Here is an 18,164-nt window from a genome sequence, read left to right on the forward strand (position 1 = left end):
ACTGAAATTATCGTGTGTGGTGCCGGGAAGTCTTGGATGACGTCTACTCTGCAATCGTGGGAGCAAACCACCGCCGGAACCGTACCTCCAGCCAACCCGCAAGACCGTTAATTGCTCTCTGACCGATGCCTCGTATGGTGAGGCCCACCACGATCGAAGCCGTGCCTATCGCAACGGCGACCACCCCCAGCGCTATGGACGCGCCGGCGGGCAGCGACGCACTGAGTGGAGGGTCTACAGGCCAAGGGAAACTGAGGATTGCACTCGCAAGTACGATCAGTGCGAGCACACTGCCGAGCAAGATGACTACTACACGCGCGGCCTTCTCCGCCACGGCGCGGTACGCCGCCCGCTGAGACCGCGCCTGGTGGTCGCGTTCCGCTTCTGCCTTGCTCGCGCGCGCCTCTGAATCGATCAGCTCTTGCTGGCGCTCGCTTACCTCGGCTTGAAGAGCCCGCGCATGCTCCGCTAGCGCATGCCTGAGGACGAAGTCAGCAGTGTCCTCGGTGAACGCGTCGATGTCATTCTCTGTCGTGGCGAGGATGATTGAACGCGCGAGTAAAGATTGTCTAAGCATTACGTAGTCCTGCTTAGACACACGATCCCGCGCTCTTAGATCATCTAGCCGCTCAACGTACTTGAACCAAATCTTTGGTTCTGACTCTGCAATAGATAAAGCCCCGATGGTGAGGAGATTCAGCGGCAGCGCGGTCGCTGAGGCAGAGTGGCGTGCCCAGAGGTAGCTCGCAATCTGCGATTCGATGAGTGACAGCGGGACCCCGCGCAGATCCTCGCCAATCTTGTACAACTGGCGGGCTCCTGTAGCGAGGTTGGTGTTCGTAGTCACGAACACGGCCTTGGCCTCCTCGATACGGCGAGGGTGGCGCGCTTGACGCAGCGTGAAGATGGAAGCCAGTGAGTCTACGTCGGCGTCGAGCGCGGCCACGTTTGTATACCGCACGTTCTCGTCGAGGAGGCGACGCAGGCTCGCCTCATCCATGTTGTATTTGGCGACTCTGTCGGGTTTCCGTCGGACGCTGACCCCCCGCTCGTCGAGCCTAGACTCCAAGGTCGAAATGACCTCTTCGACGTCGCTCGCTGTCCAACCTTCCGAGACCATGAACTCGACGGCTTCGCCGTAGTACTTGCTCCGACCCGATCGAAGCACCGCCGACGCCGCGGCAAGTACTCCAAGAATCTCATCGAAGTTGTGCTGGAAGCACACCAAGCCGATTCCGCTCTCGATAGCGAGCTGTGCCAGTTCTGCGGAGAATGCTTGCCGAATTGGACCGCAGAGACCGAGCAGCCTGAGAAGCAGTGTTGTGTCTAGGAAGATCTCTAACCCGCTGATCCGACGGTCGGGCGCTTCGAGGTCTGTGCTCCACAACACGCCTGAGAGGAGACTGCCCTTCGCGATCTGTTCGAGAGCTGTCTGGCTATCCGCGCTTCCCTCCGAAACTACGTGCAGGACAAATTGAGCCGCCACGTGGGCAAGTCCCTCATCGACCCTGACGTGGAAGCTCGGTTGAACGCGATTGACAGCCCAGACTGCGAGAGGCGCGACCTCGTCGCGGACCAGAGACAAAAGTGCAGCCGAGAAGTCTGGTTCAGAGACCTCGATGTTGAACACCCTGCTCGCGAAGGCGGCCCCCTCTCGCAGGAGCGTGGCCTGCGCAGACTTGACCCGGGAAACATCTGCTGACAGGTTGTACTCGGGCTTGTCAATCTCTGGGCGTACCGCAACGATGACGCCATGCTCTCGCATGAGAGCACCGGCTCGCGTGAGCCGTCTGAGCAAGGTCTTGATCACTGTGCGCGGGACCGGGAGCCCGAATGTGGTTTGGAGATCCTGCTGAATTGAATCGTCCGAAAGTGCTTGCCGGGACCGTCGTGCGGAGTCAGCCACGAAGGGTACGAGCATTTGCAGGACATCATGACCTCGCCGGTCGTAATTGACCTTCATCACTGCCATTGCTGCGAGGTAGTCACTCAATGCCTTCTCCATCTGTTCACTGCCCACGCGTTGGTGTCGCCGTAGGTGGAGCGTATCGTGTTGGTTGCCAACACACGCTGTTCCGCCTATCGATCGTTTGAGGCGCCCCAGGATGTCCGGAGGCTGGATTCCTTGGAAGGATCGGTCTCATGGGACATCCCAGTAAGTACCCGGCCGAGCGGCGCGAGCGTGCCGTCTGGACGGTCGCCGAGGTGCGGTCGGAGCATGACAGTGAGTATTAGGCTATTGCTCCCGTCGCGAAGCTCCTCGGCGTCGGTTCGCCGGAGACGGTGCGCCAGTGGATCCGTCGGCAGTAGGTCGACACCGGTGCTTGGCCAGGCGTGACGAGCGAGGCGCAGGAGGAGATCAAGAGCCTCAAGCGTGAGGTGTCCGAGTTGCGGCGGGTGTCCAAGCTCATGCAACGCCTTGCTCTGATGGCCTATCAGAAACCCATCTCAATCACCCGCCACGGCCCGCAACCAACCGGCTACACTCGGACTAAGCGAACCGCCCGGTTCCCTGTGAACACAAGGGAATACGCGAGTTCTCGAGACGATCGGCGGAGACCGGAAATCGACCGGATCCTCCAAGGGGTCGCAGGTTCAAATCCTGTCAGCCCGACCGAAAAGCCCTGGTGGGAGGAACTTCCACCAGGGCTTCGTCGTTTCCGCCGGAGTGTCGCGCGCATCTCACGGTCGGCGTTCTCCTGCCCGTCGAGAAACGTCCTAGTTGCGCCGGGGTCGATACCTCCGTCCGAAGCTCCGCTCTGCACCCTCGTATGTCTCGACGAGTTCCCAGTCGTAGCGTCGGCCGCCGGGGACGTCGAAGATCCGGATGCCGTCGCCGAGGAACACCGGGGCGACGAAGACCTGCAGCTCATCGATGAGGTCGTGCTCGAGCGCTTGGCGGGCGATGTCCGCGCTGATGATCTGCACGTCCTTGCCATCGGCGATGACTTTGGCACGGCGGACGGCCTCGACGATGTCGACGTTGAGCGGGATGATCGTCGGATCGTCGGCGATCTCGTCGGGTCGGTGCGTGAGGATGAATTCTGTTCCTGACCATGCGCCACCGTACGCTTCGGCGGTCATCTCGTCGCGCTCGTCTCGCTGAGCCTTCGCGGCGTCATAGCCGGCTCTCCCCGAGATGATCACTCCGACGTCGCCGGCCATGCCCGCTGTCATCCCCTCGGGGGTCGGCTCTGCGGCTGACATCCAGCTCATGTCGTGCCCCGGACCGGCGATGAAGCCGTCGATCGAGCTGGTGAACCCCCACGCGACTTTGCCCATGGCTTCATCCGTTCCGGTCGTCGAGATGCTTCGGTGCGAACCCGTCGCCGGCATTCGCCATGTCACTGAGCACGAAAGTCATGTGAGCTCCAAACCACTTGTGTATCGCAATTGGTTTGAGCGTAGGCATGACCACTGGTAGATTGCAAGTGGTTTCGTGAGGGGACGCAAAGTGGACACGCACCGATCCGGATGCCCGATCAACCTCTCGCTCGAGGTCTTCGGCGACAAGTGGTCGCTTCTCGTGCTGCGCGACATCATGTTCGGCAATCGCCGCCACTACGGCGAACTGCTGGCGAACTCGGAAGAGCGCATCGCCAGTAACATCCTCGCGAACCGGCTCGCTCGACTCGTCGACCTGGGGATGCTCTCGCGTGCCGCGGATCCGTCCCACAAACAGAAGGTCCTCTACAGCCTGACCGAACCGTCGATCCAGCTCGTGCCGGTGTTCGCCCACCTCGGTGCGTGGGGTCGACGACACCTTCCTGCCTCTCCCGAGCTCGCCATCCGAGCAGAACTGCTCGAGAACGGGGGTCCCGCGCTCTGGGACACGTTCATGGATGAGCTCCGTGAACTTCACCTGGGGCTCCCGCGCGCCGACGGTGCCGCTGGCGTGCTCGATGACCTCACCGCCGCGTATCTCGCGGAGCGCGAGCGATCGGGTACCGCCTAGGGCGTGTCTGACAAAGGTTGACGGCTCAGGCTGAGAGTCTCGACGCGTGTCTAGGTTTCGGTTGCTCTCGGATGCTCAGTGGTCGTTGATCGAGGACATGTTGCCGCGTCCGACCGGGCGGCCGGGGCGGAAGTTCTCTGACGCGAGGCTGATGGTCGAGGCGATCATCTACCGGTACCGGTGCGGGATCGCGTGGCGGGACTTACCCGAGGTGTTCGGGCCGTGGCAGACGGTGTGGACGTGGCATCACCGGATGGCCGCCGCCGGTACCTGGGACAAGGTGCAGGCGAAGCTGACCGCCGCGGCCGACGCGGCGGGGTTGATCGATTGGTCGCTGTCGGTGGACTCGACCGTCGCCCGCGCGCATCAGCACGCGACGAACACGACTCGCACCACAGGGGGCTGGGTCGAACTACACGAATCTGCTGATCGAGCCGCCTGATCATGGCATCGGCCGCTCCCGCGGCGGGCTGTCGACGAAGATCCATCAACTCGTCGACGGCAACGGGCTGCCACTGGTCACGCTGATCACGCCGGGGCAGGCCGGCGACTCCCCGATGTTCCTGCCGCTCATGGCGCAGCTGCGCGTTGACCGGGACGTTGGCCGGCCGCGAACTCGTCCGGACGTGGTCCGCGGTGACAAGGCGTACTCATCACGCGCGATCCGCGGGCACCTCCGCTCTCGCGGGATCAAGGCGGTGATCCCCGAACCCGACGATCAGAAGGGGCATCGCAAGCGTCGCGGGTCACGCGGCGGCAGGCCGGTCGGGCTTGACGCCGCCGACTACAAGAACCGCAATGTGATCGAGCGCCGCTATTGCCACACCAAGCAATGGCGCGGCCTCGCCACCCGCTTCGACAAACACGCCGTCATCTACCGCGCTGCCGTGGTCCTCAACGCCGTCATCGCCTGGACAAAGGCAATGTCAGACACGCCCTAGCTGATTCTCTGTGCTCACTCTCGGGACTCGTCAGACCGTATGCATTGGTCGGGCGGGCCGACACGGGTCTCGACATCGCCGCGGGATCACTGTCAACCCCCTTCGTGGCGCGAGGGAACGCCTCGTACCGTGGCGTTTCGGCGATCGAACCGAACAATCTGCTCTGCACACGCCCGTGAGTTCGTGCCGATCTCGCTTCTCGAGCTCGTCGACGACAAACTGCTGGTGGAGGTCCCCGTCCGCACCCGATCAGACGCGAGTCCCGAGGAAGGGAAGATGCCCGTATGCGAGAACAACAGATCCGGCAGCTCGACGCGTGGTGGCGTGCCGCCAACTATCTCAGCGTGGGACAGATCTATCTTCGTGACAATCCGCTTCTCCGCCGCGAGCTCGCGGTCGACGATGTCAAGCCGCGCCTGCTCGGCCATTTCGGGACCGTTCCCGGGCTCAATCTGATCTATGCCCACGCGAATCGGCTGATCCGCGAACGCGATCTCTCCGCCCTGTACATCGCAGGACCGGGCCACGGAGGCCCGGGGATGGTCGCCAACGCCTGGCTCGACGGGACATACACCGAGCGCTATCCCTCCGTGACCCGTGACGTGACCGGGATGACCCGACTCTTCCGCCAGTTCTCCGCGCCCGGAGGCATCCCGAGCCACGCGGCACCCGAGACGCCCGGGTCGATCCATGAGGGCGGCGAGCTCGGCTACTCGCTCAGCCACGCGTACGGCGCCGCCTTCGACAACCCCGACCTGACGGTCTTCTGCGTCGTCGGCGACGGTGAAGCCGAGACGGGTCCGTTGGCCACCGGGTGGCACGGGAACAAGTTCCTCAACCCTGTTTCGGATGGTGCGGTGCTACCGATCCTGCACCTGAACGGCTGGAAGATCGCCAATCCCACGCTGCTGGCGCGCATCCCCGAAGAGGAACTCGTCAATCTGATGCGCGGATACGGCCATGACCCGATCATCGTGTCCTTCGAGGCGACGGATGCGGCAGAGGATGTGCACCGTCGGTTCGGCGACGCACTCGAGACCGCGTTGGATCGCATCGCCGCGATTCAACGGACAGCTCGCGAAGGGGCTACGGCCGACCGCCCCGTCTGGCCGATGCTCGTCCTGCGATCCCCCAAGGGGTGGACCGGTCCGGTGGAGGTCGACGGGCTGCCCGTCGAGGGCACGTGGCGTGCGCACCAGGTTCCGCTACCCTCCGCGCGGGACACCGAGGAGCACCTGCGGCAACTCGAGGATTGGCTGCGGTCGTATCGGCCCGACGAGCTGTTCGACGACTCGGGTGCACCGCTGCCCGACACCATTGCACTCGCTCCGGACGGGGATCGCCGCATGTCAGCGACCCCTCACACGAACGGTGGTCTGCTGCGGCAGGACCTCGACCTCCCGGACTTCCGCGGGTTCGCGGTCGAGGTCGAGTCGCCCGGCGCAGCGGACGCGCAGGCCACCGCGGTTCTCGGCCGCTACCTGGCCGAGGTGATCCGGCGCAACCCGCTGACGTTCCGGCTGTTCGGTCCGGACGAGACCGCGTCCAATCGGCTGGCACCCGCGGTCTACGAAGCGACCGACAAGCAGTGGAACGCACAGATCCTCGACCTCGACGAGCACCTTGCGCGTGCGGGCCGGGTGATGGAGGTGCTCAGCGAGCATCAGTGCCAGGGCTGGCTGGAGGGCTACCTGCTCACGGGAAGGCACGGCCTGTTCAACAGCTATGAGGCGTTCATCCACATCGTCGACTCGATGTTCAATCAACACGCGAAGTGGCTCGAGGCGTCGGCGCAGGTGCCGTGGCGCGCGTCGATCGCCTCGCTCAACTATCTGCTGTCGAGCCACGTGTGGCGACAGGACCACAATGGCTTCACGCACCAGGACCCCGGATTCCTGGACCTCGTCGTCAACAAGAGCTCCGACATCGTCCGGGTATACCTTCCCTTCGACGCGAACACGCTGTTGAGCACTTACGACCACTGCCTGCGCAGCGTCGACTACGTCAATGTCGTCGTGGCAGGCAAGCAGGACAGCCCGCAGTGGATGACGATGGACGAAGCGATCCTGCACTGTTCCCGCGGACTCGGCACGCTCCCGTGGGCAGGCACCGAATCGGACGGTGAGGAGCCCGACGTCGTCCTCGCGGCGGCGGGGGACGTGCCGACCGAGGAGATGCTCGCCGCCACGGCGATCCTGCGCGAGCGGGCGCCCGAGATCGCGACCCGCGTCATCAACGTCGTCGATCTGATGCGGCTGCAGTCCGAGGACGCTCACCCGCACGGGCTCTCGGATGCCGACTTCGACGGGCTGTTCACGACTGACCGGCCGATCATCTTCGCCTTCCACGGCTATCCGTGGCTCATCCACAGGCTGACCTACAAGCGGAACAACCATGCGAACCTTCACGTGCGCGGCTACAAGGAGAAGGGCACCACGACGACACCCTTCGACATGGTGCTGCTCAACGATCTCGATCGCTTCCAGCTGGTGATCGACGTACTCGACCGGGTGCCGGGCGCGGCCGAGCGCCACGCGACTCTCCGCCAGGAGCTGCACGACCGGCGGATCGAGGCGCGCGCCTACACCCGCGAACACGGCGAGGACGAGCCGGCGATCGCCGACTGGCGCTGGCCAGGATAGATCTCCGTCGCCGAGCCAGTCGCGGCACGCTCGATACCGGATCGAGCGTGATCTTCTCACCGCATCCTTTATAATGAAGATAGATTCATTTCAAAGGGGTGACCATGGTGAGATCACCGGAGCAGAACGCCGCGCTGCGCGTGGCCACACGCGAGCGGATCGAGACCGCGGCCGTGCGCGTCTTCGCGAGGCGCGGGTTCGCCGCATCGAGCATCAAAGACATCGCCGACGAGGCCGGCCTCAGCGCCGGTTCGATCTATCGCCACTACGCCAGCAAAGAGGCGCTGTTCGACGCCTTGCTCGAGGAGGCGTCATCCGGTCTGGTCGCAGCGTCCGCGATGCTCTCCGCCGATGCCGACCCCGTTGTCCTGGTGCGTGAGTTCACCCGCGTGTTCGTGACCGATCTGATGAACGGGAACGGCGAGGCCGAGTTCTTCCTGGTCATCAACCAGGGATTCATCTCCGACACCCCGGCCGGTACTGCGGAACGACTGGCACGCACCCAGCGGCCGCTCTGGGATGCCTTCGAAGCCGTCGTACGTCGGGGGCAGGCGGCTGGACAGTTCGATGACGGCGATCCGGCGCAGCTGACCGCCTACTACTTCGCGATGCTGTCGGGCATCGCCGGCATGCGAACGGTCATCCCGACTGCGACGACCGAGGCGGGCATCGACCTGGTGCTCCGTCTGTTGATGAGAAAGGACGCTTCATGACGATCACAGTCGAACGCGGTGACACGCTGGGGGAGGCGTATCGCCGGCGCATCACCGAGGTCCTCGTCCAGGGATTCGCCGAGGACTTCGAGTTCTTCTCGAAGGATCCACGGGTCCTCGCGGATGCGTTCGCGCACATGATCCTGCTCGACCGCTTCTTCGTGGCGCTGGTCGACGGAGAGCCCGCCGCGATCGCCTCGGTCACCGAGGGGCAGCAGGAGTGCTTCGACCCTGACCGTCGAGAGATCCAGCGCACGCTCGGTGGACTGCGCGGCCTCGTGTGCTCCTTCATCGTCCGGAGCCAGTTCCTCGGCGCGTACGAGGGCGCACGCCCCGGCCTCGCGGAGATCGGCTTCGTGACCACCGCGCCGCAGCACCAGGGCAAGGGAGTCGCCACGGCCCTGATGAGTCACCTGCTGCAGCTGCCCTACGACGAGTTCGTGCTCCGCGACATCAAAGACACCAATGCGCCCGCGCTCGGGCTCTATCGAAAGTTCGGCTTCACGGAGTCGAGCAGCCGTCGAGTGCGGTTCGCCGGACGTGCCGGGTTCTCCGCCTATGTGTCGATGAGTCTGAAGGCCGTGGCTTCGTAGCGCTTGCGCTCGGCCGTGCGCCTCGAGGGCGGAGTCCCGCGGGTCGCGGGGATCCTCCGCATCGACTGAGGGTCAGCGCGGCACTGGCAGTATCGAGTCGGTGATGCGGGCGGCGAGTCCGTCGGCGGCATCGAGGAACTCTTCGGGTCCGAGGATGGTGAAAGGGGCGTCGAATCGCAGGATCCACGACAGCAGTCCTGCCCAGGACCAGGATCCGACCCGGATGCGGCACTCAGAGGGGGAGACCTGTTCCATCTCGGCGTCGCCGAGCCAGGGTGCGACGTCGGCGGCGGGGAGGTGCAGGAGGAACTCTCCCTGGCAGGGCCAGACGTCCTCGCTGACCGAGCCTTTGGAGCGCGCTGCCAGGAAGGTGCGTGCGTCCCCGGTCGGCAGAGCGCGTGGTGTGAAGGGTGTTCCTCCGGCGAACTTCGGGACCATCCTGTCGAGCCGGAAGATGCGCCAGTCGGACGCGTCGAGGTCCCAGGCGATGAGGTACCAGCGGCCGTTCCGCGCCAGGACCGAGTGAGGCTCCACACGACGAGGCGGGCGATCGGTCGAGTCACTGTAGTCGAAGCGGAGAGTCCTCTGCTCCTGGACGGCAGCGCTGACCGCTTCGAGCACCTGCGGGTCGACCCGCGACTCGGCAGCGGTGTCGGTGAAGCGGATGCCGTCGATCCGGTGGCGCAACCTCGACGGCATCACCTGCCGCACGGTCGCCAGGGCCCGCGCCGCGGCCTCGTCAAGATCGACTCCGGTGGACGGGGAACTCTGCAGAGCCACGGCGATCGCCACGGCTTGCTCATCGTCGAACAGCAGCGGTGGAAGTTGTGCTCCGGCCGCAAGCCGGTACCCACCGTCAGGTCCCTTGATCGCGGTGATCGAATATCCGAGCTCCCGTAGCCGGTCGACGTCTCGGCGGACGGTGCGTGTCGTCACCTCCAGCCGTTCCGCGAGCACGTGTCCCGGCCAGTCCCGGCGCGACTGCAGCAACGAGAGCAGCGCGAGCATGCGTGAAGACGTTCCGGACATGATTCCAGTATCCGCGAAGTAGAGGACTCACCCTGTCCTCTACGTCTTGCAGTGTGGGGTCACGGCATCCCGCCGTGACCAACGCAGAAGAAGGACACGCAGATGAGCATCACCACGACCACCCACCTCAACTTCCCCGGTACGGCGCGGCAGGCGCTCGACTTCTATCAGTCTGTGTTCGGAGGCACTGTCGTCGCGGCGACCTACGGTGACCTCGGCATGCCGGCGGATGCTCCCGGTGCGGACAAGATCGTCTTCGGCCAGGTCGAGAACGACCACGGGTTCCGCGTCATGGCCTACGACATCCCTGGGCAGGACACCACCGACACGTCACGCATCGCCGGGAGCACACGTCGTGAGAACGGCGTCACGGTGACCGATCGCACGTTCTTCCAGTCTGTGCGCGGCGAGACGCTCGACGAGGTCACCGCGATCTGGAACGCGCTCGCAGCCGGCGCGGACGTCGTCGAGCCACTCGCCGCGTCGCCGTGGAGCCCGGGCTTCGGAATGCTCACCGACCGTTTCGGCGTGACCTGGGTGATCGACGTGCAGACCGCACGCGGCGCCTGATCGGGCCGCGGCCGGCCCTCGTTCGGTGGGGGCCGGCCGCGGTGCTTGTGGGCGCCTGACACCGCGACTGGCTGACCCTGATCGCGACGCACCGCGGCGATTTCCGTACGCTGGGCTCATGACGACGTCCGCCTCTGTTGTGCAGCGCCCGGTGCGCCGGCGGCTTCCGTGGGTGCTGATGCTTCTCGCCACGGTGCTCACCCTCGGAACCGTCGCGTTCATCTGGCTCGTGGCCGTGCCCGTGGGGCCCCTCGTCTGCGCCGCGGTGGATCCGCCGACGAGCAATTGCTTCCTGTCTCACCGTCAGGGGAGCGCGCTGGTGATGACCGTGATCGTCATCGCCGTCTACCTCCTCGCCCTCGTCCCGGCGCTGCTCCGTCGCGCGCGGGGTGTGCTCGTCGTCGGAGTGGTCCTCCTCGCGTCCGCGCCGTTCGTGTCATACGCGGTGGTGGCCTGGGCGCCGGGCTTCGCGATGGCGTGAGAGCACCTCTGCACTGGTGAACGGGCGCTCGATCAAGGAAGATGTCGATCACCGCCTCGGTGAAGCGATCACATCCGATCGGATCGCCACAGCATCTCGAACGAAAGGCCCACCGGAACGATGACCACCCTCACGATCGGAACTGCTCTCGGCGATCCCGACGCCAAAGTCGCGCTGGACGCGAGGCGTTTCAACCGCCACACGTTCTGGGTCGGTCAGAGCGGAAGCGGCAAGACCTACGCGCTCGGCGTGGTGCTCGAGCAGCTCCTTCTGGAGACCGAGCTGCCGATGGTCGTCTTCGACCCGAATGGGGACTTCACCCGGTTGCAGGAGACGCGCCTCACGGCGAACGAGGTGGATGCGGCCAGAGTCGCGGCATCGGACATCCGTGTGTTCCGTTCCGGGGCAGGGGAGGGGGAACGACTGCACGCGCGGTTCGTCGATCTCTCGGCGGCCTCGAAAGCGGCAGTGCTGCAGATGGACCCGATCGCGGACGCGGACGAGTACAACGCCCTGATCCATCTGGAGCAGGACGCCGAGAGCTTGGACGGGCGCGGCATGGTGCCGGACCTGCTCGCGTCGCCCGACCCTGCCAAAGTGAGGCTCGCGAAACGTATCGAGAATCTGCAGGTACTCGAATGGAACCTGTGGTCTCGCGGTGCGAATTCCGTCGTCGACGTCGTCGATGAGCGGCCGCGTGTTACGGTCCTCGACCTCGGCGGCTTCGAGCACCCGGCGGAACCCAAGGTCGCCGCCCTCGCGGTGCTCGAACATCTCTGGGCGCGACGGGAAGAGCGGCGCCCTGTGCTGATCGTGATCGACGAGGCGCACAACCTCTGTTCGCCCAACCCCGAGACCGCGGTCGAGCGGGCCCTCACCGAACAGCTCGTGCAGATCGCCGCCGAGGGACGGAAGTTCGGGCTGTGGCTGCTGCTCTCCACGCAACGGCCGACGAAGATCCACCCCAACGTGCTTTCGCAGTGCGACAACCTGGCGCTCATGCGCGTCAACGCGCCCCGTGACCTCGCGGAGCTGGCCGACGTGTTCGGGTTCGCCTCGGAGGACGCCATCCGGCGCTCCGCGGAGTTCGTGCAGGGGCAGGCCCTCTTCGCGGGCGGGTTCATCTCGGCGCCGACATTCGTGCAGATGGGAGCGCGGATCACGGAGGAAGCCGGAGGAGACGTGAAGGTACCGCTGCGTGCCGAGCGTTGAGAGGGTGTTCGGTGTGACAGACGAGAGGAAGACGCGGCGATCGGCTGCCGACGACGGGATTCTCCGGGTCCATCGTGCGTTGAGGTCGGGGTTCGGGACCGAAGCGGCCGTGTACGGCACGATTCTGGTCAGTGGCCTCGTCGCGGTGTCGTCCGCGCACGGCGAGACGTCGATCGCGGTGCTCCTCACCGTCGCGGTCACCGTCCTCGTGTTCTGGGGAGCCCACGTCTACGCCGGAACGGTGGCGAGGGTCAGCGACCGTGCGGAACGTGAGCAGGGGGAAGCGGTCGGCGTGCGAGCAGCGTTCGCCGCGTCCGTGAAGCACTCCCTCGGCATGCTCAGTTCCGCGACCGTGCCGGCCGTCATCCTGCTCGCGGGAACGACGCGGGTGATCCCCGACGGGCTCGCGAACGACCTCGCGCTCTGGTCGGGAGTCGTGATCCTCGCCTTCCTCGGCTACGTCGCCTTCCTCCGCCGGGGGAGTCCCCTCTTCGTCCGCGTCCTCGGCGCCCTCGGAACCGCATCCTTCGGGCTCGTCTTCGTCGTTCTGAAGGCTCTCGTGCACTGACGGTTCGTACGGTCAAGGGGGTGGCCGCACGATGCCGCGTGGATACGCTGGAGGCACGAGAAGACGGGAGAACTCATGACTCATCGGATCGGCTACCTCATCGGGAGCCTCGCCCACGACTCGATCAACCGGGTCGTGGCAACCGCGCTCGTGAAGCTCGCACCGCCGAGTCTCGAGATGGTCGAGATACCCATCCGCGATCTGCCGCTGTACAACCGCGACGACGAACTCGATCCGGTTCCGGCCGTCACCGAGTTCAAGGCTGCGGTCGAACATGCGGAGGGACTCCTGATCGTCTCGCCCGAGTACAACCGATCGATCCCCGGAGCGCTGAAGAACGCCATTGATTGGGGCTCGCGACCGTGGGGGCACAACTCCTTCGCCCGCAAGCCCACCGGCATCATCGGCGCTTCCACCGGCGCGATCGGAACCGCTGTCATGCAGTCGTCGATGCGCAGCGTCCTCAGCTTCCTCAACGCACCGCAGCTCAATGCGCCGGAGGCGTATCTCACCTATCGGCCGGAGATGTTCGGCAGCGACGGCGCGGTAGAGGATGAGGGCACGCGGACGTTCCTTCAGCACTACATCGAGGAGTACGCCGCGTTCGTCGAACGGGTGCTTTCGCTCACCGCTCCGGGTCACGTCGGCGACCCGGGATAGGCGGCGCGCCCCGTCAGATGTGGATCACGAGTTCTCGCGTCGCGCGGGCGGAGACGACGCGGCGAAGACCGTGCGTCCCGCGATCACGGTCTGCACGACCCGGGCGCTCAGCAGCGTCTCGAGATCTCCGCTGAACGGATCGGCGTCCAGGACCACGAAATCGGCCGCGGATCCGGGGGCGATACGTCCGCGCCAGCTTCCGTCGCCCATCGACGTCGCCGCATCTCGCGTGGCATGCGCGATCGCCCGTTCGAGCGGGAGCGCCTGCTCCGGGTGCACGCCTGCCACACCGGGCACCAGCGCGGACGCCCGGGTCGACGCGACGAACATGTTCGGGAGCGCCTGATGCGGCGCAGTCGGCGCATCGGTGGAGAAGGCGAGGAGCGCACCTGCCTGCTCGTACTCCGACCAGGCGAACGCGCGGTCGACGCGTTCGTCTCCGAGCTGTGCCGCCCAGTTCCCGAAGATCGCCGGGTCGGCGTGCACAGGCTGCATGGAGGCGGTGACGCCGAGGCGCGCCATCCGTTCCGCCGTTCCCGGCGCGGCGTACTCGAGGTGTTCGATGCGGTGTCGGCGCGGTCGTTCACCGTTGGTCGCGATCGCGTGCTCGATCGCGTCGAGGGCGAGCGTGCTCGCGGCGTCCCCGATCGCGTGCATGGCGATCTGCAACCCGGCCGCATCCGCCGCCGCGACGACCGGGAACAGGCGCTCGGCGGGCCAGATCGGCCCCGCGTTGGTGCCGTCCGCGTACGGCGCGCCCATGGCTGCCGTACAGGCATCGATGGTGCCGTCGAGGACGAGCTTGATGCCGAGCATGCGTGCCCCCGCCGTCGGTGTCGAGGCGTGCACGGCGGCCTGCTCGACCTGCGCGAGGTTCGCGGCATCGTCGCCGGTGTTCGCGACGAACCAGTGCGCGGCGACACGCAGAGGCAGTTCGCCGCGCTCGGCGGCGCGTGCGAGTGCGGCGAGCCCGAGCTCATCGAAGGCCATGTCCACCGCCCCTGTCACGCCGGCGGCGATGTAGGCGGACACGACTCGCCGGACCGCCGCATCGCGCTGCGCGTCGGTCGTGTTCGCGTCGCGGTGCGCCCAGGCGTGCAACTGTGCGGCGGTCTCGTAGAGCATTCCGGTCGGCTCACCGGAGGCGTCGCGGGCGATGCGTCCGCCGAGGGGATCGGGCGTGTCCCGCGTGATCCCCAACTCCGCGAGAGCCGCCGTGTTCACCCAGCATGAGTGGTAGTCGTTCGCGTCGAGGTAGACCGGGATGTCGGCGACGGCCGCGTCGATCATCGCGGCGGTCGGCTCTCCGTCCGGGATCGCATCGAAGAGCCAGCCGCGCCCGCGAAGCACGCCGGATGCCGCCTCGCGAGCCCCGCGAAGTCGGCGCTGTATCTCCTCGAGCGAGGTGGCATCCGTGAGCCCCACCTGCCCCAGGGCTTCGCCCATCATCAGCAAGTGGGTGTGCGCGTCCGTGAATCCGGGGAGCACGGTGCGACCTTCCAGGTCCACCACCGTGTCCGCGGCGGGCGCGTCGGTGTCGGATCCGACGTGGACGAACACGTCGTCGCCGACGACGACCGCGTCGGCCCATCGTGATTCGTCTCCGGTGAAGATCCGGCCGTTGCGGTAGAGGGTGCGGGTCATGCGTCGTTCTCCTGTGCGGTGAGGCGTTCCAAGCGGGTCGAGACCAGGGCTATGGCTCCGGTGGGGATGGCCAGGACGAAACTCGTGATCCCGAGTGCGACGGCGAAGCCCTGGTAGCCGAGGGCTCCGACGAGCGCTGCGCCGATCACCGGCGTGAGCGCCGATCCGACGAGGTACACGGCCAGCAGCGGGCCCGACCAACGGCCGTCGGCATCCAGTGCGGCAGAGGTCGAGACGAAGTACATGAACGCGATGGCATACACGGAGTTCCAGGCGATGAAGACGACGATGAAGGTGGTCGGTTCGGTCACGAAGCCTTCGCAGATCTTCAGGACTCCACCGGCGATCAGCAGGATCACGAGAGGGACGGCGCGCCCGAAACGGGCACCGACGATCATGAGCAGGACCGAACCGAGGAGTCCGCCGGCGGTCGCACCGCTGAGTGCGATCCCGAGGCCTTCCGGTGTCAGGGCTGCTTGTTCCGCGCCCATCACCCCGGCCATCGCCCAGAGCGAGTCCTCACTCACCGCCCACAGCGCGAAGGTGATGAGGAGCCCGAAGCCCGCGATCGTGACTTTCCGCGAGCGGGCCGGGGAGACGCGAACCGTCCCGGTCGGCGGGATCTCGATCGGCATCGCCTCGGCGACGGCTGCTCCCGCCTGTGGAGCGACGACCGGTGCGGCGGGGAGCCACACCGAAGCGACCAGGCCGATCAGGTTGAACAGGGCCAGCGCGCCGAAGACGTCGATCGGTGCGAGCCCGATGAGGGGGATCACAGCGAGCACCACGGTGATGACACCGCGATTGGCGAGTCCGTTGAAGCCGGCGACCCGGTCCGGGTTCCGGAAGGCGGCGAGGGCGGCGCCGGAGGCGGCGACGGCACCGCCGGCTCCGGCGCCGCCCAGGAGTAGGCCCGGGAGTATGGCCGCGGGGGCGAGCGCCGCGGTCGCGAAGCCGACCACGGCGAGGCTGAGGCCGGCGCGTGCCACGGTCCGACGGTGGATCCCGGCGCACAGCGGAGCGATGGCCAATCCGGTGACCGCCGTGAGCAGGAGGGTCGCGGTGACCAGCCAGCTCGCGGAGAGGACGTCGATCCCGAGGCCGCTCTGGGCGGCGGAGATCATGTACGGCGACAGGTTGACCCCGAGGTATCCCGCGATCCCGATGGCGAAGGTGGCGGTGGCGGTGGGGAGACGGAGGGGGATCCGGGTGCGGAGGTCGAGAGTGGTCATGAGGCTCCAAGGGGAGGGCACGGCATTGTGCGCGAGGGAGGGCAGTGGGCGTGCGTCGGTGGGCACGACTTCATAAACGAATGGTGTTCGTCAACGAATGGTGTTCACTATTATGCACAGGAGAGGGTTTGTGCGGAACCCCGATCTTCATGTCCGGTCTTCCGGAGAAAGCGAGCCCACCATGCCCAGGCCTTCGTCCCCGCTGCTCTCTCCGGAGATCATCGGATCCGCCGGGCTGGCGCTCGCGAAGGCGGGGAAGCCGTTCGGGGTCAACGCGATCGCGCGCGAGTTGGGCGTGCGGCCGTCCTCGTTGTACAACCACGCGGACGGCATGGAAGAGATCCTCGAGCTCATGCGCGGCAGGCTCGTGGAGGAATACCGCGTCGAGTGGCGGGGCGAGCCCTGGCCCGAGTTCCTGCACGTGATGCTCAGCACGCAACGCCGGATGTACGCGGATCACCCGCAGCTCGTGCCCCTGCTGGTCGGCAAGACGATCACGAGCCCCGCGGTGATCGCCGTGTACGACGACCTGGCATCGGTGCTCGTCGACGGGGGATTTCCCGAAGATGAGGTGCTCTCGGTCATCGCCGTGCTCGACGCCTTCGCGATCGGCTTCGGTCTCGACCTCGCCTCACCCGACGAGATCTGGCAGCCCGAAGGCGAGACGCGCACCCTCGGTCGGCTCATCGACGGAGCCGAACAGGGGAGTGCGCGATCGGATCGCACGTTCGAGCTCGGCGTCGGTCTTCTCATCGACTCCCTGCGTGCGCGGCTCACCCGGTGAGCGATCGTGAGATCCTCCTCGATCTGACGTAGCATGCACTCTGCCTCACCCACCGATCTCGAGGAGGACTCATGACGACCTGGAACCCCGAGGAGCTGGCCCGCATCGCCGCGCCGGAGATGTTCGACCTGTCCGCGCAGCTCGCAGACGGCACGACGCCGAAGACGGTCGGCATCTGGGCGGTCGCCGTGGATGGCCGCCTGTTCGTTCGCTCCTACACGGGCCTTGCCGGCAAGTGGTACGCCCCGGCTCTCGCGAGCCTGCGAGGGCGTGTGTCGGCGGGCGGCATCACGAAGGACGTCCGCTTCGAGCCCGTCACCGACGAGGCGACCAATGTGGCGATCGATGCCGAGTACCTCGACAAGTACACGCCGAGCCCCTACGCGCCGGAGATGGGACAGGAGCCGGTGCGGTCGAACACCCTCGAGGTCATCCCGATCGACTGAGTGCGGTTCCGAGGCGTCGGGTGTGCCGCGGGAGTGGGCCCTCCCGAACGATCCGCCCCAGACGTATCGCCGAGAGGGCTCTCCGTCCTTCCCGGACGGTGGGGGAGGCGGCGAAGTTCGCTGCGCTCACGGCTGAATCCCCAGTCCATCAGCCTCGTAGCCCCCGCTACGTGAGCAGAGTATCGCTTAATCGTCTTGTCCGCCATTTGGGGGACAAAGATATTTCGGAACTTTCTCGCAGAGACGTTCTGTTGCCTTCCGGGCGGCGTTGCCTAGGGTGGACACATGGACAGGTTGCTCGTCATCGCCGCGCAGGTCGCCATCGCTCATGGGCACCGGGTCGAGGTGACGGAGCAGATCGACCCGCTCGCCGGGGAGCCTGTGGTCCTGTCCATCGTCGACCTCGACACCGGGATCCGCTACCGACGTGCAGAGGATCCGAGTGGCGACCTCTCTCGGTGGATCGGACGTGTGCTGGAGTGCACGGTGACCATCGGGGGAGCCGACTCCCGCACCTCTTTGCTCGTCGATCCCATCGGTCCGGGGGCGACCGGAGCGAAGCGCGCTCTGCGTGGCGCGGACGCCGCCGCGGATGCAGCGAAGGCCGAGGCCGACAGATGGGGCGGCGCCGACCGTCCACCTCCCGAGGAACACGAACGCTTCTGGTGACGCCGAAGCCGGATACAGGGCTCCC

Annotated in this window: 18 protein-coding genes; 13 read left to right on the forward strand and 5 right to left on the reverse strand. The window is 66.2% G+C overall.

Annotation, left to right across the window (positions count from 1 at the left end):
- Nucleotides 1-43 precede the first annotated feature (43 nt).
- Both LVJ59_RS00150 and LVJ59_RS00155 read right to left on the reverse strand, forming a co-directional pair.
- Nucleotides 44-1,993: a hypothetical protein gene (locus tag LVJ59_RS00150; protein WP_232761590.1), complete on the reverse strand. Its 1,950-nt coding sequence runs from the start codon at nt 1,991-1,993 to the stop codon at nt 44-46.
- 725 nt (nt 1,994-2,718) lie between these two features.
- Nucleotides 2,719-3,282 (reverse strand): dihydrofolate reductase family protein, encoded by a 564-nt coding sequence (locus LVJ59_RS00155; protein ID WP_232761591.1) that lies wholly within the window; start codon nt 3,280-3,282, stop codon nt 2,719-2,721.
- A gap of 172 nt (nt 3,283-3,454) precedes the next feature.
- On the opposite strand from LVJ59_RS00155, the gene LVJ59_RS00160 reads away from it, so the two are divergent.
- The 5 genes from LVJ59_RS00160 to LVJ59_RS00180 all read left to right on the forward strand — a co-directional run bounded on the left by LVJ59_RS00160 (nt 3,455) and on the right by LVJ59_RS00180 (nt 8,844).
- Nucleotides 3,455-3,955 carry a helix-turn-helix domain-containing protein gene (locus LVJ59_RS00160; RefSeq protein WP_232761592.1) on the forward strand — a complete coding sequence of 167 codons (501 nt, stop codon included), beginning with the start codon at nt 3,455-3,457 and terminating at the stop codon, nt 3,953-3,955.
- A 46-nt stretch (nt 3,956-4,001) separates the two neighbouring features.
- Nucleotides 4,002-4,896 (forward strand): IS5 family transposase gene (locus tag LVJ59_RS00165; protein ID WP_232761593.1). Its coding sequence is split into 2 segments (ribosomal slippage): nt 4,002-4,352 and nt 4,354-4,896, totalling 894 coding nucleotides; the frame shifts between segments, so codons are not numbered across the junction.
- 284 nt (nt 4,897-5,180) lie between these two features.
- Nucleotides 5,181-7,538 (forward strand): phosphoketolase family protein, encoded by a 2,358-nt coding sequence (locus LVJ59_RS00170; protein ID WP_232761594.1) that lies wholly within the window; start codon nt 5,181-5,183, stop codon nt 7,536-7,538.
- A gap of 104 nt (nt 7,539-7,642) precedes the next feature.
- Nucleotides 7,643-8,251: a TetR/AcrR family transcriptional regulator gene (locus LVJ59_RS00175; RefSeq protein WP_232761595.1), complete on the forward strand. Its 609-nt coding sequence runs from the start codon at nt 7,643-7,645 to the stop codon at nt 8,249-8,251.
- On the forward strand, nt 8,248-8,844 hold the full coding sequence (locus tag LVJ59_RS00180) for a GNAT family N-acetyltransferase (protein WP_134351593.1): 597 nt from the start codon (nt 8,248-8,250) through the stop codon (nt 8,842-8,844). Before LVJ59_RS00175 ends, LVJ59_RS00180 begins: the two co-directional genes overlap by 4 nt.
- A gap of 72 nt (nt 8,845-8,916) precedes the next feature.
- On the opposite strand, the gene LVJ59_RS00185 is transcribed toward LVJ59_RS00180, so the two are convergent.
- Nucleotides 8,917-9,873: a WYL domain-containing protein gene (locus tag LVJ59_RS00185; protein ID WP_232761596.1), complete on the reverse strand. Its 957-nt coding sequence runs from the start codon at nt 9,871-9,873 to the stop codon at nt 8,917-8,919.
- Nucleotides 9,874-9,975: 102 nt separating this feature from the next.
- Here LVJ59_RS00185 and LVJ59_RS00190 point away from each other — a divergent pair, with 102 nt between their 5' ends.
- The 5 genes from LVJ59_RS00190 (at nt 9,976) to LVJ59_RS00210 (ending at nt 13,364) form a co-directional block, all read left to right on the forward strand.
- A complete protein-coding gene (locus tag LVJ59_RS00190; RefSeq protein WP_232761597.1) occupies nt 9,976-10,443 on the forward strand; it encodes a VOC family protein in 468 nt (155 codons plus the stop codon).
- A gap of 118 nt (nt 10,444-10,561) precedes the next feature.
- Entirely contained in the window at nt 10,562-10,924 is a 363-nt protein-coding gene (locus tag LVJ59_RS00195) for a hypothetical protein (RefSeq protein WP_232761598.1), read from the forward strand.
- 120 nt (nt 10,925-11,044) lie between these two features.
- A complete protein-coding gene (locus LVJ59_RS00200; protein ID WP_232761599.1) occupies nt 11,045-12,136 on the forward strand; it encodes an ATP-binding protein in 1,092 nt (363 codons plus the stop codon).
- A gap of 13 nt (nt 12,137-12,149) precedes the next feature.
- On the forward strand, nt 12,150-12,704 hold the full coding sequence (locus tag LVJ59_RS00205; RefSeq protein ID WP_232761600.1) for a hypothetical protein: 555 nt from the start codon (nt 12,150-12,152) through the stop codon (nt 12,702-12,704).
- A gap of 75 nt (nt 12,705-12,779) precedes the next feature.
- Nucleotides 12,780-13,364 carry an NADPH-dependent FMN reductase gene (locus LVJ59_RS00210; protein ID WP_232761601.1) on the forward strand — a complete coding sequence of 195 codons (585 nt, stop codon included), beginning with the start codon at nt 12,780-12,782 and terminating at the stop codon, nt 13,362-13,364.
- A gap of 24 nt (nt 13,365-13,388) precedes the next feature.
- Here LVJ59_RS00210 and LVJ59_RS00215 read toward each other — a convergent pair whose 3' ends face one another.
- Entirely contained in the window at nt 13,389-15,008 is a 1,620-nt protein-coding gene (locus tag LVJ59_RS00215) for an amidohydrolase (protein WP_232761602.1), read from the reverse strand.
- A complete protein-coding gene (locus tag LVJ59_RS00220; protein WP_232761603.1) occupies nt 15,005-16,240 on the reverse strand; it encodes an MFS transporter in 1,236 nt (411 codons plus the stop codon). Before LVJ59_RS00220 ends, LVJ59_RS00215 begins: the two co-directional genes overlap by 4 nt.
- Before the next feature lie 181 nt (nt 16,241-16,421).
- Between LVJ59_RS00220 and LVJ59_RS00225 the strand changes: the two genes are divergently transcribed.
- From LVJ59_RS00225 to LVJ59_RS00235, 3 genes are all read left to right on the forward strand, one after another.
- Nucleotides 16,422-17,024, forward strand: a complete 603-nt coding sequence (locus tag LVJ59_RS00225) for a TetR/AcrR family transcriptional regulator C-terminal domain-containing protein (RefSeq protein ID WP_232761604.1) — start codon at nt 16,422-16,424, stop codon at nt 17,022-17,024.
- A gap of 71 nt (nt 17,025-17,095) precedes the next feature.
- The gene (locus tag LVJ59_RS00230) at nt 17,096-17,470 is read left to right on the forward strand and encodes a DUF2255 family protein (RefSeq protein ID WP_134351575.1); all 375 of its coding nucleotides are present in this window, start codon (nt 17,096-17,098) and stop codon (nt 17,468-17,470) included.
- Between the two features lie 285 nt (nt 17,471-17,755).
- A complete protein-coding gene (locus LVJ59_RS00235) occupies nt 17,756-18,139 on the forward strand; it encodes a hypothetical protein (protein ID WP_232761605.1) in 384 nt (127 codons plus the stop codon).
- Nucleotides 18,140-18,164 lie beyond the last annotated feature (25 nt).

Origin of the sequence: Microbacterium sp. KKR3/1, assembly GCF_021272365.1 — a bacterium.
GTDB classification, from domain to species: domain Bacteria; phylum Actinomycetota; class Actinomycetes; order Actinomycetales; family Microbacteriaceae; genus Microbacterium; species Microbacterium aurugineum.